Raw genomic sequence first — 12008 nt, 5'->3', positions numbered from 1 at the left:
GTGCGAGACTGGCGGCATGCTGACTCGTGAGGAAGCCCAGGCCCGTGCGCTCGTGATCCCGACCGCGGAGTACCGCATCAGCCTGGACTTCACCGGTGACGGCGACACGTTCCGCTCGAGCGTCGAGGTCGAGTTCGACGCTCCGCACGGCGCCGAGACCTGGATCGACCTCGTGGGGGCGCTGCGCTCGGCGACGCTCAACGGTCGCGAGCTCGATCTCGCGACGCACGCCGACGGGCGCCTGCCCCTGACCGACCTGCAGCCCGCGAACCTGCTCGTGCTCGAGGCCGACTGCGACTACCGCACCACCGGCTCGGGCATCCACCGCTACGTCGACGCCGAGGCGGGCGACACGTTCCTCTATAGCCAGTTCGCGGCGGACGACGCGCGTGCGGCGTTCGCGTGCTTCGACCAGCCCGACATCAAGGGCACGTTCCGCTTCACCGTCCTCGCCCCCGAGGAGTGGGAGGTGCTGTCGAACACCCGCGCCCCCGAGCCCGCCAGCATCCGCGGGGTGCGCACCTGGGAGTTCGCGCCCACGGTGCTGCTGCCGACCTACGCCGCGGCGGTCGTCGCGGGACCGTACGTGTACGAGGAGACCACGCTGGTGTCCGCCAAGGGCGACATCCCCGCCCGCGTGTACGGACGTCCGCAGGTGCGCGACCACCTCGCGGCCGAGCGCCTGTTCGAGGTGACCCAGGCGGGCATCGACCTGTACGAGAGGGTCTTCGCCACCGAGTACCCGTACGACTCGTACGACCAGGTCTACGTGCCGCAGTACAACTTCGGTGCCATGGAGAACGCCGGCTGCGTGACGATCTCGGAGGATCGCCTGCTGTACCGCACGCGCCCGTCGGAGGCGCAGCGGCAGTTCCGTGACGTGGTGGTGCTGCACGAGCTCGCGCACATGTGGTTCGGCGACCTCGTGACGATGCGCTGGTGGGACGACCTGTGGCTCAACGAGTCCTTCGCCGAGTTCGTGGCGACCCACGCCGCCGAGGAGATCACCGAGTGGGAGGACGCGTGGGTCACGTTCGGCTCGCGCAAGTCGACGGCGTACCGCGAGGACCAGCTGCCGACGACGCACCCCGTCGTGTCCGACGTGCCCACGGTCGACTCCGTCGCCGGCACGTTCGACATGATCACCTACGCCAAGGGCGCGTCCGCCCTGCGCCAGCTCGCGGCGACGCTCGGCGCCGACGTCTTCTTCGCGGGCGTCGCGGCCTACGTGCGCGCCCACCACCACGGCAACGCGACCCTCGCGGACCTGCTGGCGGAGCTCGAGGCCGCTGCGGATCGCGACCTGAGCGGCTGGTCGCGCGCCTGGCTGGAGACGTCCGGGGTGACGACCCTCGCCGCCGACGTCACGCTCGACGGCGACGGCCGCGTGAGCTCCCTGGCCGTGACCGAGACCGTCCCGGAGGGTGCGGTCGCCCACCCACACCGGCTCCGCGTGGGCGCCTACGCCTGGGTGGGCGAGAGTCTCGAGCGGGTGTGGTTCGCGGACGTCGACGTCGACGCGGCGCGGACCGAGGTGCCCGACGCGGTCGGCCTCGAGGCGCCGGCGCTCGTGCTCGTCAACGACGAGGACCTCACCTACGCCAAGGTCCACCTCGATGAGCGGTCGGTCGCGACCGCGCGGGAGTCGGTCGCGGCGCTGGACAGCCCGATGGCCCAGCACCTCGTGCTCGACGCCCTGTGGCACATGTGCCGCGACGGCGCGCTGCCCGCCGCCGACTATGCGGACGCCGTGATCGCGGCGCTGCCCAGCCTCACCGTGTCGCAGGTCATCGCCACCCATCTCGCGAACCTCACCACCGCGGTGCGGCTCTACGCCCCGCCGTCGCAGACGCTGGCCCTGGGCGCGAGCGTCGGCGACCGCGTCGGCGCTCTTCTTGACGGCGCGGCGCCCGGCTCGGACCTGCAGCTCGCCCTGCTGCGCGGGTACGCGGCCCTGGCCTGCACGGACGCGCATGCCGACCGCCTCGCGGCGCTGCTCGGCGGCTCGCAGGCGCTCGACGGGCTGCCCGTGGACAGCGAGCTGACCTGGGACCTGGTGACCGGCCTCGCGGTGTGCGGCAGGGTCGACGAGGCAGCCATCGACGCGCGCCTCGCGGCGGACTCCGGCGCCGCGGGCGAGCGCCGCGCCGCGGGCGCGCGCGCCTCGATCGCGAGCACCGACGCGAAGCGCCGCGCCTGGGCGTTCATCACGGGCGCGGACGGCCCGCTGCCGCCCAACTCCGTCGCCTACGAGGCCGCGGCGGGCCTCGTGCGCGCCGCGGACCCCGAGGTCCTCGCCCCGCTGGCCGGAGAGATCCTGGCGGGGCTGCGCCCCATGTTCGAGTCGATGGACGCGTTCATGGCGATGCGCACCGCGGGCTACGCGTTCCCGACGGTGCTCGCCGGCCGCGTGCCGGACCTTGCGGCACGGCTCGAGGCGTGGCTCGCCGCCAACGCCGACGCGCCCCCGGTGCTCGTCAAGATCGTCACCGACGGCCTCGACGAGGTCAGGAGGGCCGAGCGCGCGCAGCTCGCCGGCTGAGGGCCGATGCGCGGGCTGGCCTCGCCGCCCGCGTGGGGCTCAGGCTGCCGAGCCCGGCCCGTCCCGGCCGGACCGGTCGTCGGGGGTCGCCTCGCCAGCCCTGCGCTCGCTCGGCGGCACGTCCATGCCCCGGGCGGCCATCCGCTCGCGGTGCAGGCTTGCGCGCTCGGCCTTGGCGCGCTCGCGCCTGCGCCAGTCGATGACCGCCCAGGCCGCGGCGAGCGCGATCGCCACGAGCCACGTCACCTGCTTCGCGCCCTCGGGCACGAACGGCATGAGCCCGACGACGAAGGCGAGGACGAGCAGGCCGAGCGCGACGACCATGAGGCTCAGCCGCGGGCGGAGCGCACGGCCTCGAGGAGGCGGTGCAGGCGTGGCGAGTCGAAGATGTCGTCGAGGAGGATGACAGCGCCGGACTTGTCGGTGAGCGGCACGCGCCAGTTCGGGTACTCGTTGTGCGTGCCGGGGTGGTTCTGCGACCGGCGGTCGCCGACCGCGTCGGTGAGCGACACCGCCGTCAGCAGCGCCGGCGAGTGCATGGCGAGGCGGTGGACGCCCGCGACGAGGTCGTCCTCCTCCCAGTCCTCGATCATCCAGCCGCGCTCGAGGAGGTAGGCAGCCATCGCGTCGCGGTCTGCGCGGGCCGCGTCGTGCGCGTCCTGCGGGTCGCCGACGAGCAGGCCCATCTGCTCGCGCTGGGCGACGTGCTCGCCGGCGAGGAACGCCGCGGTCGGCGGGAGGTCGTGGACCGTCACCGACACGAGCGCGTCGGCGCGGTAGTTCTCCGGCGCCTGCGGGCGACCCTCGTGGTCCTTCTCGAACAGCGCGACGACCACGCCGAGCAGCCCGCGCTGGTTGAGGTAGTCGGACACCCACGGCTCGAGCGTGCCGAGGTCCTCGCCGATGACGATCGTGCCCGCGCGCTGCGCCTCGAGCGCGAGGATGCCGATGAGCGCCTCGTGGTCGAAGTTCACGTAGACGCCGTCGTCGGCCTGGTGGCCGGCCGGGATCCACCATTGGCGGAACAGCCCGAGGATGTGGTCGACGCGCAGCGCACCCGAGTGGCGCACGGCCGCCCGCACCACGTCGCGGAACGGCAGGTACGCCGCGGCCTCGAGGGCGCGCGGCTGCCACGGCGGCTGCGACCAGTTCTGGCCGTGCTGGTTGTACATGTCCGGCGGCGCGCCCACCTGCATGCCCGACGCCAGCACCCGGCCCAGAGCCCACGCGTCCGCGCCGAACGGGTGGACGCCCACCGCGAGGTCGGTCATGACGCCGATGCTCATCCCAGCCGAGCGCGCGGCGGCCTGCGCGCGGCCCAGCTGCTCGTCGGCGATCCACTGGAGCCACGCGTAGAACAGCACCCGGTCGCCGTGCTCGTCGCGCCAAGCGTCGACGGCGTGCGAGCGCGGGCTCGCGAACTCCTCCGGCCACGGCAGGCCCTTGTGCGCCTCGGAGATCGCGCACCACGTCGCGAACTCCTCGAGCGCGTCGCCCTCGCGCAGGCAGAACGCCTCGAACAGCGCCTGTCGCGCGGCGGAGCGCGGCACCTCGAAGATCTTCTCGAGCGCCGCGGACTTGGCACGCCACGAGGCGTCGCGGTCGAGCAGCTCCGCCTCGAGGTTCGCGCGGCGGGGCCGCTCGGACTCCCACTCGATCACCGCGCGATGCTGCGAGGGCACGTACGCGACCTCGGGGATGTCCTCGATGCGGATGTACAGCGGGTTGAGGAAGCGCCGCGACGTCGGCAGGTACGGCGACGGCTCGAGCGGCGGGATCGCCTCGGCGGCGTGCAGCGGGTTGATGAGCATGAAGTCCGCGCCCTCGCGGATCGCGGCGAGCGAGCACAGGTCCGCGAGGTCGCCGAAGTCGCCGATGCCCCACGACCGCTCGGAGCGCACCGAGTACAGCTGCGCCGCGAGGCCCCACGGGCGCTCGCGCCGGACCTCCTCGGCAACGTCGATGCGGGCGGGGGTCACGACGACCCAGCCACGGCCCCGACGCCCCGTGGTCGCGGCCTCGAGGCGGTGCCACCCGAGCGGCAGGTCGGCAGGGATCTGGAAGGTCGCGCGGCCGACGTCGTGGCCGTCGATCGTCCGCGGCGGCACGTACAGGTCGAGCTGGTCGAGATCGAGCGCCTCGCCGTGCTCGAGCGTCAGCGACGCGGCCGCAGGAGCGCCGTCCGCGACGTGGACGGGGACCTGGGTGCCCTGGCCCTGGATGAGGACCGTGACCGGCGGCACCAGACGTCGCCACGGCAGGTCCTCGATGTCCTCGAGCGAGCGCCGGCAGGCGTCGTCGTCGCGGGCGTCGACGCCGAGCGAGGCGAGCGCGGCGCGGATGGTGCCGACGGAGCTCGTGACGCGCTGCCCGTTGAAGGCGGTGTAGTCGACCGACAGCCCGCACGCGCGCGCCAGGCTCGACAGGGCCTCGGAGGGGGCGGCGGCTGCATCGTTCACACGTCCATCCTGCCAGGTCGCACGCCCGCGCAGAAGGCACGAGGTCCCGGTCGTCCCGGTGCGTGCACCGAGCACGGCCCGCCCCATGGTTACCCTGGGAGACGTGCTTCTCCTGACATCGACCACCGAGCCAGAGCCCACCACCTCGCCCGGTCCGCCGGAACTCGACCCTGACGCGGTCGTCGAGTGGTTCGACAACGTGTCGTCCAACGCGATCGGCTTCCTCGTCGTCGTGATCGTCGTGATCATCCTGTGGTTCATCGGCCGAGCCGTGATCAACGCCGTGACGGCCGGCATCGAACGCGGCGTGCCCATCAAGGACGTCCGCACCCGACGCGCGCTCGCCAAGGCGAAGATCAAGCTGCCGGACGTCGACACCATCGACCAGCGACTCGAGGACGAGCGCCGCCGGCAGCGCGCCGGAACGCTGCGCAAGGTCCTCAAGTCCTTCCTCGCGGTGTTCCTCATCGCGATCGTGGTGGTGACCCTGCTCGCCACCCTGGGCGTGCCCATCGGGCCGATGCTCGCGTCCGCCGGAGTCCTCGGTGTCGCGCTCGGCTTCGGCGCCCAGTCGCTCGTGAAGGACATCCTGTCGGGCATCTTCATGCTCATGGAGGACCAGTACGGCGTGGGCGACGTCGTCGACCTGGGCGAGGCCACCGGCTCCGTCGAGGAGGTGGGCCTGCGCTGCACGCGGCTGCGGTCGCTGGACGGCACCGTCTGGTACGTGCCCAACGGGCAGATCATCCGCGTGGGCAACATGACGCGCATGTGGAGCCGCGTCATGGTCGAGGTGCGCTTCGCGTACGACACCGACGTCGAGGCCGCGCGCCAGGCCATGATCGACGCCGTCGAAGCGGCCAAGGAGGACAGCGACGACATCGCCGCGGCGCTGCTCGGCGAGCCGGAGGTCGCGGGCATCGAGTCGCTCGAGTACAACGCGATCATGCTGCGCCTGCTGTGCCAGGTGAACCCCTCGGCCCAGTGGGACGTGCAGCGCGAGGTCCGCCGCGAGATGCGCCGCATCTTCGCGGAGCGGCAGATCTCGCTCGCGGTGCCGGGCGAGGCGATGGTGTTCGACACGAAGACGCCCGAGGTGCACGTGCAGCTGCATGACTCGGCGCGGCCCACGGACGACCACCCGCCGACGGACGAGATCGGCCGCCCCCTGCCGCCGCCCAACGACGCGGACGGGGACTGACATGACGACGCCTGGCATGAGCATCGGCTCCGAGGCGCCCCACGAGCAGGGCCAGAGCTTCTTCGAGGCCGTCGGCGGGCACCCGACCTTCGACCGGATCGTGCGGCGCTTCTACGCCGGTGTCGCGGAGGACCCGGTGCTGCGCCCCATGTATCCCGAGCACGACCTGGAGGGTGCGATCGAGCGCCTCACGCTGTTCCTCGAGCAGTACTGGGGCGGCCCTACGACGTACTCGGACCAGCGGGGCCACCCGCGCCTGCGGATGCGGCACGTGGCGTTCCACGTCAACCCCGACGCCCGCGACCGGTGGATCGAGCACATGCGGGACGCCGTCGCCGCGGCCGACCTCGCGCCCCTGCACGCCGTCACCCTGATGGACTACCTCGAGCGCGCCGCGTACTCGATGGTCAACACGTTCGAGCCCACACCGGGAACCGAGGAGAGCTGATGGAGCACGTCGAGGACGTCTGGGCAGACCAGGCCGTCGCATCGGGCATGGCGGTGCTGGACCTGCGGCGCCTGGGGGACAACGAGTTCGAGGGCGACTCCCTGCCCATGCCGCGTGGCCGCGTCTACGGCGGCCAGGTGCTCGCGCAGGCGCTGCTGTCCGCTGGCCTCACCGTCGACGAGGACCGCCACATGCACTCGATGCATGGCTACTTCCTGCGCCCGGGGGACGCGTCGCGGCCCATCCGTTTCGAGGTCGAGGTGCTGCGCGACGGCAAGTCGTTCTCCGCGCGGCGAACGCACGCGTTCCAGGACGAGAAGCCGATCCTGTCGATGATCGCGTCGTTCCAGCTCGACCAGGACGGCCCGGAGCACGCCGTCACCATGCCCGAGGTGCCGGGACCGGACGAGGTGCAGTCGCCCATCGACATCCTCGCGCCCCTCGAGGGCGACCCCCGCGCCGACTACTGGCTCAAGCGCACGGCATTCGACCTTCGCCCGGTCGAGGGATCCGTGCTGTTCCAGCCGGACCCGCGGCCCAAGCAGTACCAGACCACCTGGGTGCGCACGCGCCGCCCGGTCGAGGTCTCGGACCTCGTGCACCGGGCGCTGCTCGCATACGCGTGCGACCAGGTCATGCTCGAGCCCCTGCTGCGACGTCACGGCGCGTCGTGGCGCACCAAGGGCCTGAACTTCGCGAGCCTCGACCACGCCATGTGGTGGCACCGGCCGGCGCGCGCCGACGAGTGGCTGCTGTACGTCCAGGACGCTCCCACGGCGCAGGGCGGGCGCGGGCTCGGCGGCGCGTGGATCTTCTCGGAGGACGGTCGCCTGGTCGCCTCGGCGTCGCAGGAAGGCATGTTCCGGCTCCCGCAGTAGTCGAGGCGCCGCCTTTACCTAAACGTGACCCAATTCGCTAGATGACCCATCTAGCAGGGACGATGCGCGCGCTGAGTTGCGCGTTCATGCCACCTTCTCGCGGTGTTGGCTTGAATCTCGGCGACGGCCGTTGATAGCGTCGCAGGGCCGTTTCGGGGTTCGCGTCAGTCACGACCGAAGCGCCAATGACCAGCCCAGGCCTCGGCTGCACCCTTCCCGGTGTGCGCCGGATGGCGAGCGCTGGCGGCGGCCCCGAGGCTGCTGTCACGCGGGCCCGTGACTGCCGTCCGACGGCTGCGAGCTCCCTCGCCCTCCTCGAGGCCGCGAAGAAAGCCCCGGTGACGCACGGGGCGCTGAGGAATCGTGTGAACGACAGCATCGCCCTGCGAGCTGACGGCTTGTACAAGGTGTTCGGCAAGAACGCCGCCGGCGCCGTGAAGCGCCTGCGCGAGGGAGCCTCGCGCGACGACCTGGACGGCGCGACCGCTGCGGTGATCGACGCCTCGTTCGAGGTCAACCGCGGCGAGATCTTCGTCGTCATGGGCCTGTCCGGCTCGGGCAAGTCCACGCTCATCCGCATGCTCAACGGCCTGCACCCCCAGACCGCCGGCTCGGTGTCGATCGGCGACCAGTCGATCTCCGACGCGAGCCCGGCCCAACTGCGCGACATCCGCCGCAAGCGCGTGTCGATGGTGTTCCAGCACTTCGCGCTGCTGCCCCACCGCACCGTGATCGACAACGTCGCCTACGGCCTCGAGATCCAGGGCGTGGCCAAGGACGAGCGCATCGCGCGAGCCCTCAAGGTCACGGAGATCGTGGGGCTCAAGGGCTGGGAGGAGAAGCACCCCTCCGAGCTGTCCGGCGGCATGCAGCAGCGCGTCGGCCTCGCTCGCGCCCTCGCGGCCGACACCGAGGTGCTGCTGATGGACGAGGCGTTCTCCGCCCTCGACCCGCTGATCCGCCGCGAGATGCAGGATCAGCTCCTCGAGCTGCAGACCGAGCTCGGCAAGACCATCGTGTTCATCACCCACGACCTCAACGAGGCGATGTACATCGGCGACCGCATCGCGGTCATGCGCGACGGCCGGATCGTCCAGATCGGCTCGCCCGAGGACATCCTCACCAACCCCGCGAACGACTACGTCGAGCAGTTCGTCCAGGACGTCGACCGCTCGAAGGTGCTGACCGCGGAGTCCGTCATGCGTGCCCCGCGCGCCGTGATCCACGAGAACGCCGGGCCCCACGCTGCGCTGTCCGCGATGCGCGACAACGAGCTGTCCGCTCTCTACGTGACGCAGCGCGACCGCACCATCAAGGGCTGGGTGCGCGACCGTGACGTGCTCGAGCTCGTCCGCAAGGGCGGCAAGGAGCTCGCCCCCGCGATCCAGACCGACCACGGGGCCGTGTCGAAGGACACCGCCCTCGCCGACCTGTTCATCCCGTCGCTCGAGGCGGCGCTCGCGCTGGCCGTGACCGACGAGCGTGACCGCCTCGTGGGCGTCGTGCCGCGGGTGACGCTGCTGGCCGCCCTCGGCGGCGAGCCCGACGCGGCCACCTCCGCGACGCCGGTCGTCGAGCCCCTGCCCGGCGAGGTCGTCGACAAGGTCCTCGGATCGGCCGCGACGAAGGGAGGCGTGTGATGGAGTTCCGCATCCCCGTCGGCGAGTGGATCGCCGACTTCTTCGACTGGCTGGGCGACACCTTCCAGTGGTTCTTCACCGCGCTGCGTGACATCTTCATCGCGCTCGTCGACGCCGTCGACTGGGTGTTCGCCACTCCCCCGGCGTGGGCCGTCATCGCGCTGATCGCCGTGGCCGCCCTCTTCGCCCGCGGCTGGAAGTTCGCCGTCGGCGCGGTCGTGGGACTCGCGTTCATCATCGGCGTCGACCAGTGGGACAACGCCATCGACTCCCTCGCCCTCGTCATCGTCGCCGCCTTCCTGGCGGTGCTGCTCGCGGTGCCGCTGGGCATCTGGGCAGCGCGCAACGACACGGTGTCGGCGATCGTGAAGCCCGTCATGGACTTCCTGCAGACGCTGCCGGCGTTCGTCTACCTCATCCCGGCCGTGGCGCTGTTCCGCGTGGGCATCGCGCCCGGCGTGGTCGCGACGCTGATCTTCTCGATGGCGCCCGGCGTGAGGCTCACCGAGCTGGGCATCCGCGGCGTCGACAAGGAGGTGGTCGAGGCCGGCGAGGCCTTCGGCGCCACCCCGCGCCGCATCCTGCGCCAGATCCAGATCCCGCTCGCGATGCCGTCGATCATGGCTGGCATCAACCAGATCATCATGCTGTCGCTGTCGATGGTCGTCATCGCCGGCTTCGTCGGCGCCGGTGGCCTGGGAGGCGACGTCATCCAGGCGATCTCCGCGCTCAACGCGAAGCTCGGCTGGGAGGCCGGACTGTCCGTCGTGGTGCTCGCCGTGCTGCTCGACCGCTTCACCGCCTCGTTCGGCAAGGGCATGGGGCTGTACGCCCGCATCGCTCAGCGCCGGAAGTCAGCTCGGGAGGCCGACGAGCAGGCGCGGTTCGACACCCTCGGAACGCACCAGGAGGACGCGATCGAGGCCGAGAAGGCCAGCACGCGTCGCGCCACCTTCTGAGCCGACGCGCGCGTCGGCCCTGTCCACCCCAACGCAAGACTTCGCAACCCGCTGAGGGTTGCGGGCACCCCGCCCGTTCCGGACGGCGCGGTGCTTCCACGGCGTGAGGAGATCCCCATGCCGAGAAAGGAAGAAACATGTTCAAGCGCACTGCCACCGCGTTCGCGGTGACCGCTGCGGCGGGCCTCGTGCTCGCCGGCTGCTCGTCCGCCGACGAGGAGACCACCGACGCCGCGACCGACGGCGGCGAGGAGACCACCGAGGCCGGCGGCGAGCTGACCCTCGCGGTCTTCAACGGCTGGGACGAGTCGCTCGCGACGTCGCTCCTGTGGGAGAACGTCCTCGAGTCGCAGGGCTACGACGTCACCCTCGAGTACGCGGACCCCGCGATCGTGTTCCAGGGCGTCGCCGACGGTGACTACGACGTCGTCACCGACGTCTGGCTGCCGCTGACCCACGCCGAGTACATCGAGACCTACGGCGAGGACATGGAGGAGCTTGGCTCCTGGTTCGACTCGGCCGCGCTCACCATCGCCGTGAATGCCGATGCGCCCGTCGACTCGCTCGCGGACCTGCCCGACTTCGTGGACGACATGAACGGCCGCATCGTGGGCATCGAGCCCGGCGCGGGCCTCACCGCCGCCACCGAGAACGCCATCGAGGCCTACGGCCTGGGTGACTACGAGTTCCTGACCTCGTCGACCCCGGCGATGCTCGCGGAGCTCGACACCGCCACCTCGAACGGTGAGAACATCATCGTCACCCTGTGGGAGCCCCACTGGGCCTACGGCGCGTACGACCTCAAGAACCTCGAGGACCCGGAGGGCATCCTGGGCGAGGCCGAGGAGATCGTCACCTACGGCCGCACCGGCCTGACCGAGGAGTTCCCCGAGGTCGCCGAGTGGTTCGGCAACTTCGCGATGGACGCCGAGGTCCTCTACGACCTCGAGAACCAGCTCCAGGGCGCGGACTCGGGCGACTACGAGTCGATCGTGGCCGAGTGGGTCGCCGCCAACCAGGAGTGGGTGGACTCGCTCACCGCGTAAGTCCGTCCTCTGCCGCGAGCGCCGGTCGTCCTTCGGGGCGGCCGGCGTTCGTGCGTTCAGGCGCGGGCTCCACGCGCGCGCCGCGGCCGCCCGAGCGCCCCCCGACTCAACCTTGGCGCCCTAGTGGTGGCTTACCGTCGGTATGGCGAGACACGCGTACGGCGATGGTGGCTCAGCGTCGATCCCCAGTAGCGCGGGACCCAGGCTCCACCTCAGCGCCCTAGTTGTTCTTCCCTGGGAGGTTGTGAACGCGTGAAGTAAGCGAAGACCTCCGGGACGATGTGGGTTACCACACTCACTTCGTTCCACGGAGGCCTTCGTGACCCACGCTAACGCTCCCTTGACGCCCGAGGGGCGTCGCAGGCTTGCTTCACTGATCGTTGATGACCATTGGACGGTGCGGCGAGCGGCTGAACGGTTCCAGGTGTCACCGGCCACCGCGTCGCGGTGGGCTGGCAGGTATCGTGCCGGGCTGGCACTGGTTGACCGGTCGTCGCGGCCGGGCCATTGTCCGGGCCGGTTGTCGTCCAGGCGCGAGCGACGCATCATTGCACTGCGGTTCAACCGCCGTTGGGGTCCTCACCGCATCAGCTATCACCTGGGGATCCCCCGCTCGACCGTGGGGCGGGTGCTGGCCCGCTATCGGATGCCGCTGCTGCATCACCTGGACCAGGCCACCGGGCTGGCGGTGCGCAAGCCCAAGCCCGTCCACTACGTCAAGGACACTCCGGGCGAACTCGTGCATGTCGACATCAAGAAGCTCGGTCGGATCCCCGACGGTGGAGGCTGGCGCAAGGTCGGCAAGAAGACCGGCCGGCATAACAGTGGCAGACGC

At 71.3% G+C, this 12008-nt stretch carries 10 protein-coding genes; 8 read left to right on the top strand and 2 right to left on the bottom strand.

The genetic code is table 11. From position 1 onward, the window contains the following. The first annotated feature begins 16 nt into the window (after nt 1–16). Nucleotides 17–2542, top strand: a complete 2526-nt coding sequence (gene pepN / locus B7K25_RS11485) for an aminopeptidase N (protein ID WP_084106179.1) — start codon at nt 17–19, stop codon at nt 2540–2542. A 39-nt stretch (nt 2543–2581) separates the two neighbouring features. Here the strand turns inward: pepN and B7K25_RS11480 are convergent, their stop codons facing one another. Next, on the bottom strand, nt 2582–2866 hold the full coding sequence (locus B7K25_RS11480; protein ID WP_084106178.1) for a hypothetical protein: 285 nt from the start codon (nt 2864–2866) through the stop codon (nt 2582–2584). Nucleotides 2867–2871: 5 nt separating this feature from the next. Then, nucleotides 2872–5001, bottom strand: a complete 2130-nt coding sequence (gene malQ, locus B7K25_RS11475; protein WP_234988216.1) for a 4-alpha-glucanotransferase — start codon at nt 4999–5001, stop codon at nt 2872–2874. A 103-nt stretch (nt 5002–5104) separates the two neighbouring features. Between malQ and B7K25_RS11470 the strand changes: the two genes are divergently transcribed. The 7 genes from B7K25_RS11470 to B7K25_RS11440 all read left to right on the top strand — a co-directional run. After that, on the top strand, nt 5105–6202 hold the full coding sequence (locus B7K25_RS11470; RefSeq protein ID WP_159450196.1) for a mechanosensitive ion channel family protein: 1098 nt from the start codon (nt 5105–5107) through the stop codon (nt 6200–6202). A gap of 1 nt (nt 6203) precedes the next feature. Continuing rightward, the gene (locus B7K25_RS11465; protein WP_234988214.1) at nt 6204–6650 is read left to right on the top strand and encodes a globin; all 447 of its coding nucleotides are present in this window, start codon (nt 6204–6206) and stop codon (nt 6648–6650) included. Continuing rightward, complete coding sequence (locus tag B7K25_RS11460) at nt 6650–7528, top strand: acyl-CoA thioesterase II (RefSeq protein ID WP_084106175.1); 879 nt, start codon at nt 6650–6652, stop codon at nt 7526–7528. Before B7K25_RS11465 ends, B7K25_RS11460 begins: the two co-directional genes overlap by 1 nt. A 365-nt stretch (nt 7529–7893) precedes the next feature. Further along, nucleotides 7894–9168, top strand: a complete 1275-nt coding sequence (locus tag B7K25_RS11455; RefSeq protein ID WP_234988212.1) for a glycine betaine/L-proline ABC transporter ATP-binding protein — start codon at nt 7894–7896, stop codon at nt 9166–9168. Then, a complete protein-coding gene (locus B7K25_RS11450) occupies nt 9168–10127 on the top strand; it encodes a proline/glycine betaine ABC transporter permease (RefSeq protein ID WP_200807951.1) in 960 nt (319 codons plus the stop codon). Before B7K25_RS11455 ends, B7K25_RS11450 begins: the two co-directional genes overlap by 1 nt. A 137-nt stretch (nt 10128–10264) precedes the next feature. Continuing rightward, entirely contained in the window at nt 10265–11173 is a 909-nt protein-coding gene (locus tag B7K25_RS11445; RefSeq protein ID WP_084106172.1) for a glycine betaine ABC transporter substrate-binding protein, read from the top strand. A gap of 319 nt (nt 11174–11492) precedes the next feature. After that, nucleotides 11493–12008 (top strand): helix-turn-helix domain-containing protein (locus B7K25_RS11440; protein WP_144018993.1); only part of this gene is annotated, 516 nt, incomplete at its 3' end.

Source organism: Demequina sp. NBRC 110056 (assembly GCF_002090155.1).
Classification (GTDB): Bacteria; Actinomycetota; Actinomycetes; order Actinomycetales; family Demequinaceae; genus Demequina.
The sequence above is the reverse complement of the archived record's forward strand: the minus strand, read 5'-3'. Positions and strand labels throughout refer to the sequence as shown.